This window comes from Dyadobacter sp. CY347 (assembly GCF_021502655.1).
Taxonomy (GTDB): Bacteria; Bacteroidota; Bacteroidia; order Cytophagales; family Spirosomataceae; genus Dyadobacter.
In genome coordinates, this window is record NZ_JAKFFT010000007.1 from 607,833 (window position 1) to 623,591 (window position 15,759).

The following is a 15,759-nucleotide window of genomic DNA, read 5'->3' on the forward strand; positions in this document are numbered from 1 at the left end:
AAATATTACAATTATCATTTTTTATTAAGGACAAGTTTTTGAATATGAATGCTTCTTTAGATATCCTTCCGTTAAGCAGTTGGATCAATACCGAAGGTAAGCCTTTGGTAATCGCCGGACCTTGCAGCGCAGAGACCGAGGAACAAATGTTAGAAACCGCAATCCAGATCAAAGAGGAAGGATTTGCGCACGTAATCCGTGCGGGAATTTGGAAACCGAGGACTCGTCCAGGAAGTTTTGAAGGCATGGGAGAAGCTGCTTTACCCTGGTTACAGGAAGTAAAGAAACAAACCGGAATGCCTGTTGCTGTTGAAGTTGCAAACCCTCAGCACATTGAATTAGCATTGAAATACGGAGTGGATATTCTTTGGATTGGCGCGCGTACAACCGTGAACCCTTTCAATGTTCAGGAACTGGCGGATGCATTGAAAGGCATTGATGTTCCTGTTTTGGTAAAAAACCCTGTAAACCCGGATCTGCAATTGTGGATCGGTGCTTTGGAGCGTTTGAACCAGGCTGGCGTGAGGAAATTGGGTGCTATCCACCGTGGTTTTTCCAATGCGCAGGAGACGAAGTTCCGTAATTCCCCGATGTGGAACATTGCAATCGAGTTGAAAACACTTTTCCCTGAGTTGCCTGTTATCGGTGATCCAAGCCACATGGCCGGAAAGCGTGCTTACTTATATGAATTGGCACAACGTGCACTCGATTTGAACTACGAAGGTTTGATCATCGAATCACACCGCGAGCCGGACAAAGCTTGGTCTGATGCTGCTCAGCAGTTGACGCCAGCTGCCCTTGGTCAAATGTTGCACGATCTGCATGTTCGTAAAGAGTCTTACGGCAGCGATTACCAATCTCAACTGGAAATTATCCGTAGCAAAATTGACAACCTGGACCGCGAAATGCTTGAAACATTGGCAAACCGCATGGCTTTGGTTGAGAAATTGGCAGAATACAAACGCGATAACAACGTTGCCGCTTACCAGGTTGACCGTTTCCGTGAAGTTTTGGAAACACGCGCAGGATGGGGCAAAAGCATGAATTTGTATCCAAACCTTGTAGACGAGCTTTTCAAACTTGTTCATATGGAATCAATCCGCAAGCAAACTGAGGTGATGAACCAGGTGAATGTTTAGCATTAATATAGCATAACACAAACGGCCGTTTCGAAAGAAGCGGCCGTTTGTGTTTTATAATGTGGGATCAAATTCCCTTCGCCTTCAAAACTTTCCTGATCTCCCGCGCCCAGATCTCATAAGCCTTCTCGTTCAAATGTGTTTTATCAACAGCATACTCAGCTTTCAAACCCGTTGAATCTGAAATAAATGGATTAAGGTCAATGTAATCGACTTGATTTTCCTGGCAATATTTAATCAGGAAGTCGTTTAATGTATCTACTTCCTTTTTGCTAACAGGATCATTTTGCTCATAGACTGTCAGCGTGACCACAGGAATGATTTTGCTTTCTATTATTTTGTCAAGAATAGCCTTATAATAACCCTGCATTCGCTCCTGCGAAACGCCGACTGTAATGTCATTAATTCCTCCTTTTACAAAACATATCTTCGGATGCAGGTTAATAACATGTGTAGGAAGCAATTGCAGGAAATGATAAGTGCTCATGCCGGGCAGTCCGTTGTTCATGACATCCGTCCGGTTAAGCAATGCGGTCCATTTTCCCTGCGCTGTGATTGAATTGCCATACATGACAATGGTTGGATTACCCTTCATGGCTACGAATCTTTGCATGATCTTGTCCCGATAAATGTATGAGAAAACGCAAATTGAAATGACCAGCAATGCATTGAGCGCAACGGACGCGACAAGCCATTTCCTGGTTTTCATACTTGTTCTCCCAAATTGAAGCAGCGGCGGCATCGTGCTTCGTAAAGATCGGTTTCGCCTAACAACACGCGTTCATTAGACGGCGAAAGGCGATAAGAATGGGACGCCACTTCACCGCAAACCATGCAAATGGCGTGCACTTTGGTCACAAATTCCGCTATGGCCATCAGCTGCGGCATGCAGCCAAATGGTTTTCCCATATAATCCATATCTAGGCCCGCTACAATCACCCGCTTGCCCGAATCCGCCAGCAAGGTGCACACTTCCACAATTTTCTCATCAAAAAACTGCGCTTCATCGAGCCCTACGACCTCACAGTTTTCGGCCAGGTCCAGGATTTCAACCGACGTTTGAACAGGAATAGAGCGGATCGAATTGTCATTATGTGAAACAATGTTCTCATCGTGATAGCGTTTATCCAACGCAGGCTTGAAAATCTGAATCCGTTGCCGGGCTATTTTCGCGCGGTTCAGTCTGCGGATCAGCTCCTCGGTTTTGCCGGAAAACATGGATCCGCAGATCACTTCGATCCAGCCCGTTCTCGGACTCTCGTTTTCTTTCCTATGCGACGGTTCTATGAACATGTTTGACGGGATACTGGGCTGCCGAACAGGCAAATTTCTTTATCTTTACAAATCAAGCACATTTTTTTTAAACACGACGTTATCAAAAGCTCTTATTCGTTATGCCGGATAATTTGAATTCAATTGCACTCAACCAATACGCTGCCAGGTTCACCACAACGATCTTAAATGAGATGTACCGGGACCAGGATACGATCTCAGGAGCCGGATTACTAAAACTCACGCCCGTAAGACAAGTAAACCTTGGAATTTTGAACAGGTTATTTGACGCCTGGAGAAGTAATGCACAGCAGTTTCGCAGCCCTTATTTTGATTTTACGAATGAAGAGGTAAAAAGGGCGCTGGAAGATTTTATGAACACCGCTTCGCAACACATTGCTGTTAAACGCGCCGATCTCGAACCGATATTGTCAGACTCTGTTAAAGATGCACTCAGGTTATTACTTGCGCCCGAAGGTTATTTTGAAGATAAAATCAGGGAAAAGCAGGATGCTGAATTTACGCTTGAAAAGGCGGAGCAGCTGGTGAAATATACCCACATTCACCGCGGACTGGCAGAGGCAATGTTAGCCCGCCTTACAGACAGCGGCTCGGATTCGGTCTATCAGACGCAGGCTGTTAGCTGGTTGTATGAATTAAAAGGCAATCCGGACCTGATCGACGATACGGAGACTTATTTGCTACAATTCTCAGATGTGTTCCCACTCAATTTGACGGATCTGCGCATTTCCGAAAGTGGAAGGAATACATCACCCAGCGGAAGAAATGAGTCTAAATCGTTTTTCGATTCAGCATTCAATGAGCTGGAAGCGCCTGCTAAGCCTGCACCGCCACGCGCAGAACCAGCTTCGGCAGTGATCGGTGAAATTATTGCGAAAACGAATTCCACTGAAAAAGATAGCCTTAATAACCGTTACAAAGTTGAGCTTCCGAAGCATGACGACGACAAATCCTACGGAAGCGTTCCTGTGAAAGTTGAAAGCATTGCGGGTTCTATTCCTTTGGGGCAGCGCTTTATGTTTGTTAATCAGCTTTTTGACAAAAACAGCGAACATTTCGACAAAGCCGTTTATGAGCTGGACATGGTGAAAAGTTTTGAAGAAGCGCAAAACCTGATCTGGCATCGTTACGCGTCCAAATATGCCTGGGATGTGAATGGAGAAGCGGTTACAGCGCTATTAGCGATTGTCAAGCGCAAATTCTCAGGTCAATAAGCATTTATATCAATTGAAGGAACTGCTCACGAGCGTTTTGCAAAGCCTGCAAATCCAGATTGAGCAGTTCCTTTTTTTGTTTTGCAAATTCCACCAGATTCTCCGTCGGCATATTTCCTACCAGCTCGTCCTGCGCCATAGGACAGCCGCCGTAACCCAGCATTGCACCGTCAAAACGGCGACATCCGGCTTCATATGCAGCTGAAACTTTTTCCTCCCATTGATTGGGGGTCGTATGAAAATGCGCCCCAAATTCCAGGTCTGGCCGGAGTGCTAGCAATTGAGAAAATACATTCCGAATGTCATCTTCCCGCGCAACGCCCACAGTATCCGCCAGAGAAAATGTGCGTATGCCCAATTGAGCCACTTTTTCAATGTTCTCAAACACAATTTCAGCATTCCAGGCGTCTCCATATGGATTTCCAAAACCCATTGAAATATAAATAACGAGCGTTTTGCCATTATCCTCAGCCAAAGCGGCAATGCGCTTTACTCTTTCCAGTGATTCGCTAATGGTTGAATTAGCATTACGGATCTGAAAAGTTTCGGAAATAGAAAAAGGATAACCAATGTCGGTAATCTGAGGAAACCGGCATGCATCCATTGCGCCACGCTCGTTAGCAACGATAGCAAGCAGCCTGGTCGAGGAGCCGGCTGTATCCAACTGGCTTATTAGTTCAGCCGTATCGCTCACTTGTGGCATGGCTTTGGGAGAAACGAAACTCCCAAAGTCAATGGTATCAAACCCAATCCGCAGCAGCTGATTGATGTAATGCGCCTTTTTTTCAGTAGGAATAAAGCGATGAACACCCTGCCAGGCATCACGCGGACATTCGATGATTTTCATTATTTCAATATTGGCGCTAAATCTTTCTCATTTTCAGCCAGCCATGCTGCAATGTCCTCTACGATCTGACGGATTCCGATTTCGGGTTTCCAGCCTGTGAGGGCAGTTACTTTTGTGTTGTCCGTTACGTAGAGTCTGATGTCGGCGGTGCGGTTTTCCGGAACTACTTTGATAGGGATCGTTTTGCCGGTAACCTCCTGGCATACTTTCGTTAATTCTTGCAAGGATGCGCTGCTTTCCAAGCCGCCTCCTGCATTCAGGATTTCGCCATTTACTTTATCAAGGTTATGCAACTGCCAGTCGATCAGGCGGTAAAGGTCTGCCACGTGCAGCATATCGCGGATTTGCTTGCCTGTTCCGCCGTAGCCGAAGTAACCCAGTTGTTGTTCAAAATAATGTTTTGCAATCCAAAGCACCATGACGCCCTGGTCCACCTTACCCATTTGCCACGCACCTGTGATCACGCCGCAGCGGTTAATCACTGTTTTGAGATTGTAAAACTCGTTGTATTCCTGGATAATGAGCTCAGAAGCCAGTTTGGTCGTTCCGTATAACGAGCGCGCACCATTCAGCGGGAAATCTTCCGCAATCCCTTTGGAAGAAACACCTGCAACAGGCTGCTCGTCCGACAATGCAAAACGCGTTTCCTCTTCAACGAAGTTTAATGTTTCAATGGTTTTGATCGGATAAACCCGGCTCGTGGAAAGGAAAATAAAGCCAGCTTTGTGCTTTAATGCATAATTAAGGCAATTAATGGTCCCAACAAGGTTTGTATTGATCAGATAATCTGGCGTGCCGTCCAGACCAGCCAAAACGGATGGTTCTGCCGAGGCTTCGATCACCACATCAACTGCCGGAACAGAGTCAAAATCTTCTTTATTCCTGATGTCGCCGTGGACGAATTCAATGCCCTGCGCTTTCAGCCTGCTCAAATTCAGCTCGGAACCTCTGCGTTTGAGGTTATCCAATGCATAAACCTGATAATCAGGATAATTTACTTTCAGGGATATGGCTAATGCGGAACCTACGAAACCGGCTCCTCCGGTAATTAAAATTTTCATAAAGCGATTTTATGTGTAAGCTAAAAGTGTGGATGTAAACTGTTTCCAAAGTTAGGGGATTCCATAAGAACGGATAAATTTGCCAGGAATATTTATATTTAAAACTTGTTATGTATAACATTGAAATCTAATTAATTTGAATAAATTTGGAATGTAGTATGTAACTTATGTTCACATCCTTTTAAGCATACCTCACTGTAACAATTTGTTAGCTGTCCTTCGTAATCAAGAATAACAAACCGGCCCTACATGCGTATTTGTACTTTTACTGTTTTTCTTCTTTTTAGTCTCGCATTCCAGTCTTTTGGGCAAAACATTGCTGTAACGGAGGCAACTGTAACGGAGGCCAAAGAAACCGCATATCCGATAGCGATGTACAAGGAAGCCACCAGCCAATCGCAAAACCTCTACAATGGCCGGCAATATTACGTTTATGACAACCGGTCGGAAGAACACCAGTTTTTTGAGTTCAGGAAATGGCATAATGGCGTGATCATGTACGACGGCCAGCGCTTCGACAGCATTCCGATGGTTTATGATATATTCAAAGACGAGCTCATTATCAAGCATTTCAATGGCGATCACATCCTGTTGCAGTCCGAAAAGGTTGATTATTTTAAAGTAGACAACCACACTTTCGTACGTTACGAAGCGGGTAAGGACATTAATGAGCAGATGCGCACCGGCTTTTATGACGTTTTGTATGAAGGTAAATCCCGCACAATCGTCCGCAGGTCAAAACAGCGACAGGAAAAGATTGTGGATAAGTCAGTTATCGCATTATATCCTCAGAAAAATAACTTCTATATCAGGAAAGGCGACCGCTATTATAACGTCAGTTCCAAAAAATCAACGCTGAATTTATTCCCTGAATACAAAAAGGAATTGCGTAAAGTGCTGAAAGACCAGAAAATCAAGTTCAGGAAAAACCGGGAAGTTGCCATCGTCACCATTGTCGACACTTACGACAAATTAGCCAAACAATGAAAATACTTTTACCCTTATTTATCTTATTCAGTGTTGGGTTGTTTTCCAAAGATGCTTACGCTCAGTCGGCACCGGAAAAGACAATCACAATGCGCCTCGATTCTGCGCGATTTAATGATTTCGTAAAGCAAGTCGAAAGCCAGACAGGTTACTATTTCTATTATGACGCCTCCAAGTTCGACAGCCTCACGCTGGATCTTAATGTCAAAGATCTTACGATCCGGGATGTGCTCGATCAGGTTTTTAAGGGCTCGGAATTTGAATATGCCATTGATGCGCAAAAACGCATTTACATTACCCAGGGCCAGCGGATCATTACGCAGCTCACGCCCGGACTTTTTGAGCCCGATCTTGCCGGGGACAATGGAACTGTCGCCTACGCCGGTCCGGAAAACGATGCCAAAGAACGGCTGCTCTCCACCGCTGAAAGTAAATTACACGAGATAGGCATCAAAAAACACCGCATAACTCCCGGAAACTCAACCATAACCGGCTATGTGCGGAATGCTGTGACCGGCGAGCCGGTGATCGGCGCCGCTGTGTTCATTACATCACCATCCATTGGGGTTACTACGGATGCGCTGGGCTTGTACGCGCTTACTATCCCGCGTGGAAAACAATTTGTGCACATTAAGAGCACAGGAATGCGCGAAACCCAACGCCAGGTAATGCTTTATTCCGATGGAAAACTGGATGTGGAAATGCGTGAAAGCGTGATCGCATTGAAAGAAGTTTCGGTAAAGGCCGGGATGGACAAAAACGTGGTAGGAACCCAAATGGGAACGGTTAAGCTGACCATTAAAAACCTGAAACAAGTGCCTACCGTGTTCGGTGAAACGGATTTGCTGCGTACGGTGCTGACATTGCCGGGGATCAAGTCGGTGGGTGAAAACAGTACAGGGTTAAACGTGCGCGGCGGTTCAACGGACCAGAATTTGATCCAATATAATGATGCCGTCATTTACAATCCGTCACACCTTTTCGGGTTCTTTTCAGCATTCAACCCGGATGTTTTAAAGGATGTGGAACTTTACAAAAGCACGATCCCGGCCAAGTTCGGCGGCAGGCTGGCGTCGGTTTTGGACATTAGCAGCCGCGATGGGAATAAGAAAAAGTTTGTTGCATCGGGTGGAATCGGGTTGGTAACAGGCCGTTTGACATTAGAAGGGCCATTGGTTAAAGACAAAACGTCCTTTCTGCTGGGAGGCCGCTCCACTTATTCGAGCTGGCTGATCAAGAGATTGGATAATGAAAATTATAACAAAAGTTCGGCCTCGTTTTATGATGTAAACCTGCATATCAGCCATGAGATCAATGAAAAAAACAGCTTGTTTCTGACCGGATACATTAGCGACGACCGGTTCAGGCTGTATGGCGACACACTTTACACCTACCAGAACCAGCTGGCATCTTTAAAATGGAAACACACATTTAACAACAGGTTATACAGCGTTTTCACGGCTGCACACACCAAATATCAGTATGCCATGGGCGCCGCGGGCTTGCCACTCAATTCTTTTGATCTCAAATTTGACATTAACCAATCCAATTTCAAGGCCGATCTGAGCTATGTCCTGCATCCAAAGCATACGTTGGATTTTGGTTTGAGCGCAATTTATTACAAACTGCACCCCGGATCATTCCAGCCGAAAGGGACTGAATCCCTGATCGTTCCGGATGTGCTGGAACCTGAGCAGGGCACAGAAAGCGCCATTTATGTTGAGGATAAATTTGAGGTTAGCCCAAGACTTTCGATTACCGCGGGGCTCCGTTATTCATTTTACCAATATTTAGGGCCAAGGAATGTAAACACTTATGTGCCAGGACTTCCGATTGAATACATTTATCAAAATGGTGTAAAGGAATATGGCGCAGGCAAGAAAATCAAATCCTATGGTGGACCTGAATATCGTGCGTCGGTGCGTTACAGCGTTTTCGATAATCTTTCGCTAAAAGTGAGTTACAACACATTGCGCCAGTATATCCACTTGCTAACCAACACGATGACGGTTTCGCCGACGGATATCTGGAAACTCAGCGATAATTATGTGAAGCCGCAAATCGGTGATCAGATCTCTGTTGGGCTATACCGGAATTTCAGGGGAAATAAGGTTGAAGTTTCGTTGGAAGGTTATTACAAAAACATTCAAAACTTCCTGGATTACAAAGGCGGTGACTCCCTGATCATGAACCACAACATTGAAGCTGCCGTGCTGAACACGAAAGCCAAAGCATACGGGGTTGAGTTTATGATCAAGAAAATGACGGGTAAGCTAAACGGCTGGGTGGGTTACACTTATGCCCGTACATTGCTGCGTGCCATTGACCGTGAGTCGCCGGATGCGCCTAATGATGGCAATTTTTACCCAAGTAACTATGATAAGCCACACGATTTTACACTGATCTCCAATTACAGGTTTTCGCACCGGGTGAGCTTTTCTTTCAATTTCACATACAGCACCGGAAGGCCGTACACGCCGCCGATCGGGAAATATCTGATCGATGGCTCGCAGCGCGTTTACTATGCGGATAGAAACCAGTTCAGGATCCCGGATTACTACCGTACAGACGTCTCCCTGAACCTGGAAGGCAACCACAGGATTAAAAAGCTGGCGCATAGCTCGTGGACGCTGGCCGTCTATAATGTGCTGGGTCGTAAAAACCCAACTTCCGTTTATTTCCAGACTGTTGGCGGCAAAGTAAGCGGATACCAGCTTTCGATTTTTGGACAACCTATCCCGACCATCACTTATAATTTCAGATTTTAAAATGGTCGCACGGAAATCGTTTTTAGTTAAAAAAATGCACTGGGGTTATCAGGCGATGGTTTTCCTCGCACTGATCCTGATTATATATGGCTGTATAGAGCCGTTTTCTCCGCCGGAAGTTAACAACACAGAGAGCTTTCTGGTGGTGGACGGATTTCTGAATGTGGGAAGTGATACGAGCAGGATCACATTGCGGAACACGCAAAATACAAATGACGACACACGTCCCGTAATAGAAGGAGGCGCGCGAATTTCAGCGGAAGCGGAAACGGGTGAAAAATATGATTTTGAGGAAAAAGGGCAGGGTGTTTATCTTTTGCCACCCGTAAATTTCAATATGACCACCAAATATCGCCTGCACATTCGCCGGTCCAATGGCAGAGAATATTTGTCCGATTATGTGGTTGTGACGCAAACACCTCCTATTGACAGTTTGACGTACAAGCTGGATCTGAGAAGAAATGCAATGATCATTTACGTAAACACACACGATCCTGCAAACAACACGCGGTTTTACCGATGGAAATTTGAAGAGACTTTTGAATATAAGAGCGCCTATTTTTCTGGTTTGGTGCGTGATACGGAGGCAGGCCAAATTGTTCCCCGGCGGGATGACATTAGTACATGCTGGAACACACTGGAATCCAGGGACATTAAGCTGGGCTCTACAATCAAGCTGAATCAGGATATAATCAAAGATCTGCCGATCAATATCATTGACATCTCTACAAATAAGCTCTTTATTAAATACAGCATTCTGGTCAGGCAGTATGCATTGTCACGGGAAGCATTTGAATATTGGACAGATCTTTCAAAAACTACGCAGGGAACCGGAAGTCTGTTTGACCCACAGCCTTCGCAGGTTACGGGTAACATTAAGAATACAGGAGATCCCAAGGAGCTGGTTTTTGGTTATTTCAGCGCGGTTACAGAACAGAAACAGCGCATTTTCATGACGCCTGCATTGGGTCGTTCACCGATGTGTCTTGCGCCCGATACGCTCACGCCAGACGATGCCTACAAATCCTACGGTGTGCTGTTGAATTCATATATAGATGCAGGCGGAAGCACTTTTATTTTGAGTTCTTCCGAAGATTGTGCCGATTGCAGGTCACAAGGCGGAACAACCACAAGGCCATCTTTTTGGAAATGATATTTTAATGATCATATAATTTTATGAAACGGATTTTATTCTACTGCTGTATGTTGCTCTGTGCCGCTTTATCCGCAAAGGCGCAGGACGACGCTATGGTCAAGTCGATCCAGTATAGGTTTGGCTTATATGCCGAAAAGGCATTGCAGGAAAAAATGTATGTGCACCTGGATCGCCCATTGTATCTCATCGGGGAGACGATATGGTTTAAGGCATATAATCTGAATGCAGCCTCGCATCAATTCTTGGATGTTAGCAAAGTGGCTTATCTGGAAGTGCTTGATACTGAAAACAATGCATTGATCCAAACGAAATTTTCAATAGCAGAAGGCAAAGGGAATGGTTCTGTGCTGATCCCATCCACGATTGCCAGCGGACAATATAAAGTGCGGTGCTATACCAACTGGATGAAGAATTTCGGTCCTGAATATTTCTTCGAATCTTCGATCTCCATCGTCAACCCATTTGTGCGCTTCGATCCGGACAGGTTGGCCAAAGAAGCCGAAAAATATGACGTGCAGTTTTTTCCCGAAGGTGGATATTTAGTTCAGGGAATTGAAAGTAAAGTGGCATTCAGGGCCATTGGCAAAGAAGGCACTGGTATCAGCTTCACAGGCGACATTGTCAACAGCCAGAATGAAAGCATTACGAAATTTCAGCCTGAGAAAAACGGAATCGGCTTTTTTACATTCAAACCCGAACCCGGGGCGAGTTACAAGGCTGTCATAAAAGATGGTAAGGGACAGCAGTTCACGTTTCCGTTGCCCAAAACGGAAGAAAAGGGTTATGTCATGCAGTTGAAAGATTCTACCAGTAAACTGCTGAAAGTCACTGTAACTTCGAATGTAACGAGCGATGAACCTGTGCCGGTTTATCTTATGAGCCATACGCGGCAACTAAACCCATCAGCAGACAGAAAATATCTTAAAAATAACAGGGCGGTTTTCGTTGTGGACAAGTCAAAACTTGGAGAAGGGATTTCCCACATTACGATCTTCAATGAAAAACTGAAACCACTTTGTGAAAGGTTGTATTTCAAAAGGCCGGCGAAGCAACTTGCCATTGAGGCAACGATTAAGAATGCTTTTGTAACAAGAGAAAAAGCAAATATGGACATTTCCGCAGCAGTCGGTTCGGGAGAAATGGCCAATGTCTCTGTTGCGATTTACCTGACGGATTCTATCGTTACCCAGCCCCAATCCGACATTACGAGCCACTTATGGCTTTCGTCCGACTTAAAAGGCAGCGTGGAATCTCCTGAATATTATTTGTCAAATAGCAATGCGGACACAGACCGGCAGCTGGATAACTTAATGCTCACGCACGGCTGGCGCAGGTTCAAGTGGGAAAATGTGTTTGTAAGCCAGGCTGCTCCATTCGAATTCCTTCCTGAGTTTGACGGACATTTGATACAGGGCAGGGTTATCAGCAAAATTGACAGCACACCGGGCAAAGGCATTGATACTTATCTAGCCGCGCTTGACGTTCCGGCGCGGCTATATGTTGCTCAAAGTGATCAGAAAGGCAATGTAATGTATGAGGTAAGAAAATTTGCAGGGCCAAAAGAAATTACTTTACAGACCAACCTGGACATGGATTCTACCTATCGGATCGAGATTGCCAGTCCATTTTTCAAACAATTCGCAGCCAGACCACTCGCACCATTCATTTTTAGCAAAACCTGGGAAAATCAATTGCTGAACCGCGCCATTAACATGCAGACCGCCAATGTCTTTCTGCCGCCGGTTGTAGTTGAGCAAAAAGCAACATTAGCAGATTCGGTCGCGTTTTTCGGTGTGCCGGATGAAAAATATTTTCTAGACGATTTTACCCGTTTTCCTACTATGGAAGAGGTTTTGCGGGAATATGTCCGCGGGGTGCTTGTCAGAAAACGTCAAAAAGAATTCCATTTCCGGATGGTGGACAAGCTGCTTCCGAATACATTTTACACCACCGACCCGCTCGTGTTACTGGACGGCATTCCCATTTTCGACACAGATAAGATCATGGAAATTGATCCTTTGAAGATTAAAAAGATCGAAGTCTTGAATTCTCGTTATTTCCTTGGGCCGATGACTTTTACCGGGATCGCCAGCTTTTCAACCTATCGCAATGATCTGGCCGGCTTTGAGCTCGATCCGAAAGTGACTGTTATGCCTTATGAAGGCGTGCAGGTGCAACGCGAATTTTACTCGCCCCGATACGACAAAGGCAATGCAGACAGCCGCGTCCCGGATTTCAGGAACCTCTTGCATTGGGCGCCCAACATTACCACCGACGCTTCCGGCAAGGCAAAGCTTGATTTCTATACTTCCGATCAAACTGGCAATTATCAGGTTGTAATCCAGGGAATTACGCCATCCGGCGTTTCGGGAAGTAAAACGCTGTCATTCAGCGTGGGCAAGAGCAGCCTTTGATCAGATATAAAATTCTGATGTATGCTTGATTTCTTTGAGTACAAATGTGCTGTTAAGCACGCCAATGTTGTCGATTTTGGAAAGTTTGTATTTCACGAAGTCATGATAATCATCGAGACTGGCGACATTGATTTTTAGTAAAAAATCAACCTGTCCGGCCATATGATAGCATTCCTGGACTTCCTGCAAATTCTGTATTTCCTGTTCAAATTTTTCGATGAATGCCTCATTGTGGTAACGCATTGAAACCTGGCAAATGGTGGTGACCTGCCTATTGATCAGCTTTTTGTCCAGGATCGCCACGTAATGTTTGATATACCCCAAACTTTCCAGTCTTCGTATCCTTTCATAGATCGGCGAAACCGTCAGATTTAGCATTGTAGCAATTTCTTTGGTCGTTTTTTTCGCATCTTTTTGTAAGATGCGCAGGATCTTGGTATCAATTTTGTCCAACTGTTCCATAGTGCAAGAATATTTACTGTGAGCCAAAAGGTAAGTGAAGTTTAAAAGTAATATATTCTTTAAATCTTTAATAGTGCAGGAACATTTCCTGTGAATTGGGCTAAACATTGAAGTTATTATTCGAATTGGGGAAATTGCAAGTGATTAAAGCTTTATCAAAATTGCCTTGTCATGAAATCAGAATGCATATTAGTGATCGGTGCGAACGGACAGATCGGTTCGGTGCTGGTAGAATATTTAAGAGAGATTTATGGAGTTGAAAAAGTAGTTGCGTCGGACATCAGGCAACCGGATCGCGCAATTGGGCTTTTTGAAAAACTGGATGCAACCGATGGCAATGCTTTGGCTGCATTGGTAAAAAAATACAAGGTTACCCAGATTTATCACCTGGCCGCAATCTTGTCCGCGAAAGGGGAGCAGGAACCATTAAAAACGTGGCATATCAATATGCAAACGTATTTTAATGTGCTGGAAGCCGCCCGGGAAAATAATGTTGCAAAGGTTTTTTACCCAAGTTCCATTGCGGTTTTTGGCGATAATGTGGATACAAAGGCAGAGCAATGGTCCTATCTGGATCCGGCAACGGTTTACGGGATCAGTAAAGCGGCTGGCGAGAACTGGTCGAATTATTATTTTCAGCGATATGGAATGGATATCCGGTCGCTGAGATATCCGGGAATCATTGGTTATCAGTCAATGCCCGGCGGCGGAACGACGGATTATGCGGTTGATATTTATCATAAGGCCGTGCAGGGCGAAGCATTTGAATGTTTTCTGGAAGCCAAAACAACGCTTCCGATGATTTACATTAGTGATGCAATGGACGCAACGGTGCGGTTAATGGAAGCGCCTAAGGATAAAATTTCGGTACGAACGAGTTATAATCTTGCTGGGATCAGCTTTTCTCCCGAAGAAGTTGCCGCAAGCATTATTAAGGTAATTCCCGATTTCAAGATCTCCTACAAGCCCGATTTCCGCCAGAAAATCGCCGAGTCATGGCCTGCACAAATTGACGATTCGCAAGCCAGAAAAGACTGGGGATGGCGTCCGGCTTATAATTTGGATAAAATGACGGATGAAATGATTTCTGAACTGAAAAAGAAATATCAATCCGTTAAAAGCTGAAAGGCGATTACATATCAACATTAAAAAATCAGATTTATGAACGCTAGCATTCAGGAAGAACTGCATCAGGAACTGGAAGCCATTAAGGAGGCCGGTTTATATAAAAAAGAAAGGGTCATCACCACCCCACAGGCCGCTCAGATCGCAACCGACGGAAAGGATGTGCTTAACTTTTGCGCTAACAATTACCTGGGACTTTCGTCTCACCCTGAGGTGATTAAAGCCGGGATAGAAGCCATTAACACACACGGATTCGGTATGTCTTCGGTTCGTTTTATTTGCGGAACACAGGACATTCACAAGGAACTGGAAAGCAAAACCGCAGCTTTTCTAGGCATGGAAGACTGCATTCTCTACGCAGCAGCATTTGACGCGAACGGTGGCGTTTTTGAACCGTTACTCAATGAAAAGGACGCCATTATCTCTGACGAACTGAATCATGCTTCCTTAATAGACGGCATCAGGTTGTGTAAAGCGAAACGTTTTCGCTACAAGCACAATGACATGGCCGATTTGGAACAACAATTAAAAGACGCAGCCGGAAGCCGCCGCATCCTGATCGTAACGGACGGCGTGTTCTCCATGGACGGAACCATCGCACAGCTCGACAAGATCTGCGACCTGGCTGAGACAAACAACGCCATGGTCATGATCGACGAGTGTCACGCATCGGGCTTCATGGGTAAAACCGGCCGCGGCTCACATGAATTCCGCAATGTAATGGGCCGGATAGACATTATCACAGGCACTTACGGAAAGGCATTGGGCGGTGCATCGGGCGGTTTTACGGCTGCTAAAAAGGAAATTGTTGAAATCCTTCGCCAGCGTTCAAGACCTTATCTTTTCTCCAACACACTAGCGCCTTCCATCGTTGGCGCATCCATTAAAGTGCTGGATCTGCTTTCTTCATCCACAGCATTGCGAGACAAGCTGGAAAAAAACACAGCTTATTTCCGCAAAGCGATGAATGAGGCAGGCTTTGATATCTTACCAGGCGAGCACCCCATCGTGCCGATCATGCTTTATGATGCAAAACTCGCACAGGAATTTGCTTCGAAATTATTGGAAGAAGGCATTTATGTAATCGGGTTTTTCTATCCCGTCGTGCCACAGGGCAAGGCCCGCATACGTGTTCAGATTTCTGCTGGGCATGAGCAGGAGCATTTGGTGAAAGCCGTAGAGGCGTTTACCAAGGTAGGGAAGGAGTTGGGGGTAATATAAAGACTAACATCCACCTGTCAGCCTGAGCGGAGTCGAAGGCGCGCTACTCCTGGGTAACGCGCCTTCGACTCC

13 protein-coding genes are annotated in these 15,759 nt (G+C 45.3%); 8 read left to right on the plus strand and 5 right to left on the minus strand.

The window, feature by feature from the left end:
* Nucleotides 1-44 precede the first annotated feature (44 nt).
* Entirely contained in the window at nucleotides 45-1,139 is a 1,095-nt protein-coding gene (locus L0659_RS18260) for a chorismate mutase (RefSeq protein ID WP_026631274.1), read from the plus strand.
* 67 nt (nucleotides 1,140-1,206) lie between these two features.
* Here the strand turns inward: L0659_RS18260 and L0659_RS18265 are convergent, their stop codons facing one another.
* Entirely contained in the window at nucleotides 1,207-1,848 is a 642-nt protein-coding gene (locus L0659_RS18265) for a GDSL-type esterase/lipase family protein (RefSeq protein WP_235128035.1), read from the minus strand.
* Nucleotides 1,845-2,432 carry a thymidine kinase gene (locus L0659_RS18270; RefSeq protein WP_235128036.1) on the minus strand — a complete coding sequence of 196 codons (588 nt, stop codon included), beginning with the start codon at nucleotides 2,430-2,432 and terminating at the stop codon, nucleotides 1,845-1,847. The genes L0659_RS18265 and L0659_RS18270 overlap by 4 nt, the downstream gene beginning before the upstream one ends.
* 101 nt (nucleotides 2,433-2,533) lie before the next feature.
* Here L0659_RS18270 and L0659_RS18275 point away from each other — a divergent pair, with 101 nt between their 5' ends.
* Nucleotides 2,534-3,646 (plus strand): hypothetical protein, encoded by a 1,113-nt coding sequence (locus L0659_RS18275; RefSeq protein ID WP_235128037.1) that lies wholly within the window; start codon nucleotides 2,534-2,536, stop codon nucleotides 3,644-3,646.
* Between the two features lie 4 nt (nucleotides 3,647-3,650).
* On the opposite strand, the gene L0659_RS18280 is transcribed toward L0659_RS18275, so the two are convergent.
* Together L0659_RS18280 and L0659_RS18285 are read right to left on the minus strand one after the other, a co-directional pair.
* Nucleotides 3,651-4,493: a hydroxymethylglutaryl-CoA lyase gene (locus L0659_RS18280; protein ID WP_235128038.1), complete on the minus strand. Its 843-nt coding sequence runs from the start codon at nucleotides 4,491-4,493 to the stop codon at nucleotides 3,651-3,653.
* Nucleotides 4,493-5,554: an NAD-dependent epimerase/dehydratase family protein gene (locus L0659_RS18285; RefSeq protein WP_235128039.1), complete on the minus strand. Its 1,062-nt coding sequence runs from the start codon at nucleotides 5,552-5,554 to the stop codon at nucleotides 4,493-4,495. The genes L0659_RS18280 and L0659_RS18285 overlap by 1 nt, the downstream gene beginning before the upstream one ends.
* A gap of 249 nt (nucleotides 5,555-5,803) precedes the next feature.
* On the opposite strand from L0659_RS18285, the gene L0659_RS18290 reads away from it, so the two are divergent.
* From L0659_RS18290 to L0659_RS18305, 4 genes are read left to right on the plus strand one after another with little or no spacing between them, the layout of a single operon-like run.
* Complete coding sequence (locus tag L0659_RS18290) at nucleotides 5,804-6,541, plus strand: hypothetical protein (RefSeq protein WP_235128040.1); 738 nt, start codon at nucleotides 5,804-5,806, stop codon at nucleotides 6,539-6,541.
* The gene (locus L0659_RS18295; protein ID WP_235128041.1) at nucleotides 6,538-9,309 is read left to right on the plus strand and encodes a TonB-dependent receptor; all 2,772 of its coding nucleotides are present in this window, start codon (nucleotides 6,538-6,540) and stop codon (nucleotides 9,307-9,309) included. Before L0659_RS18290 ends, L0659_RS18295 begins: the two co-directional genes overlap by 4 nt.
* A 1-nt stretch (nucleotide 9,310) precedes the next feature.
* Nucleotides 9,311-10,462, plus strand: coding sequence for a DUF4249 domain-containing protein (locus L0659_RS18300; RefSeq protein ID WP_235128042.1), 1,152 nt, complete (start codon nucleotides 9,311-9,313; stop codon nucleotides 10,460-10,462).
* Nucleotides 10,463-10,485: 23 nt separating this feature from the next.
* Entirely contained in the window at nucleotides 10,486-12,879 is a 2,394-nt protein-coding gene (locus L0659_RS18305) for a hypothetical protein (RefSeq protein WP_235128043.1), read from the plus strand.
* Here L0659_RS18305 and L0659_RS18310 read toward each other — a convergent pair whose 3' ends face one another.
* Nucleotides 12,880-13,341 carry an Lrp/AsnC family transcriptional regulator gene (locus tag L0659_RS18310; RefSeq protein ID WP_026631284.1) on the minus strand — a complete coding sequence of 154 codons (462 nt, stop codon included), beginning with the start codon at nucleotides 13,339-13,341 and terminating at the stop codon, nucleotides 12,880-12,882.
* Between the two features lie 171 nt (nucleotides 13,342-13,512).
* On the opposite strand from L0659_RS18310, the gene L0659_RS18315 reads away from it, so the two are divergent.
* Both L0659_RS18315 and kbl read left to right on the plus strand, forming a co-directional pair.
* On the plus strand, nucleotides 13,513-14,466 hold the full coding sequence (locus L0659_RS18315) for an NAD-dependent epimerase/dehydratase family protein (protein WP_235128044.1): 954 nt from the start codon (nucleotides 13,513-13,515) through the stop codon (nucleotides 14,464-14,466).
* A 36-nt stretch (nucleotides 14,467-14,502) separates the two neighbouring features.
* Nucleotides 14,503-15,687: a glycine C-acetyltransferase gene (gene kbl / locus L0659_RS18320; protein ID WP_235128045.1), complete on the plus strand. Its 1,185-nt coding sequence runs from the start codon at nucleotides 14,503-14,505 to the stop codon at nucleotides 15,685-15,687.
* Nucleotides 15,688-15,759: the final 72 nt, after the last annotated feature.

Coding starts and splice junctions, on each gene's coding strand:
- L0659_RS18260 (WP_026631274.1), top strand. CDS start 45: ATGAATGCTTCTTTAGATATCCTTCCGTTAAGCAGTTGGATCAATACC.
- L0659_RS18265 (WP_235128035.1), bottom strand. CDS start 1,848: ATGAAAACCAGGAAATGGCTTGTCGCGTCCGTTGCGCTCAATGCATTG.
- L0659_RS18270 (WP_235128036.1), bottom strand. CDS start 2,432: ATGTTCATAGAACCGTCGCATAGGAAAGAAAACGAGAGTCCGAGAACG.
- L0659_RS18275 (WP_235128037.1), top strand. CDS start 2,534: ATGCCGGATAATTTGAATTCAATTGCACTCAACCAATACGCTGCCAGG.
- L0659_RS18280 (WP_235128038.1), bottom strand. CDS start 4,493: ATGAAAATCATCGAATGTCCGCGTGATGCCTGGCAGGGTGTTCATCGC.
- L0659_RS18285 (WP_235128039.1), bottom strand. CDS start 5,554: ATGAAAATTTTAATTACCGGAGGAGCCGGTTTCGTAGGTTCCGCATTA.
- L0659_RS18290 (WP_235128040.1), top strand. CDS start 5,804: ATGCGTATTTGTACTTTTACTGTTTTTCTTCTTTTTAGTCTCGCATTC.
- L0659_RS18295 (WP_235128041.1), top strand. CDS start 6,538: ATGAAAATACTTTTACCCTTATTTATCTTATTCAGTGTTGGGTTGTTT.
- L0659_RS18300 (WP_235128042.1), top strand. CDS start 9,311: ATGGTCGCACGGAAATCGTTTTTAGTTAAAAAAATGCACTGGGGTTAT.
- L0659_RS18305 (WP_235128043.1), top strand. CDS start 10,486: ATGAAACGGATTTTATTCTACTGCTGTATGTTGCTCTGTGCCGCTTTA.
- L0659_RS18310 (WP_026631284.1), bottom strand. CDS start 13,341: ATGGAACAGTTGGACAAAATTGATACCAAGATCCTGCGCATCTTACAA.
- L0659_RS18315 (WP_235128044.1), top strand. CDS start 13,513: ATGAAATCAGAATGCATATTAGTGATCGGTGCGAACGGACAGATCGGT.
- kbl (WP_235128045.1), top strand. CDS start 14,503: ATGAACGCTAGCATTCAGGAAGAACTGCATCAGGAACTGGAAGCCATT.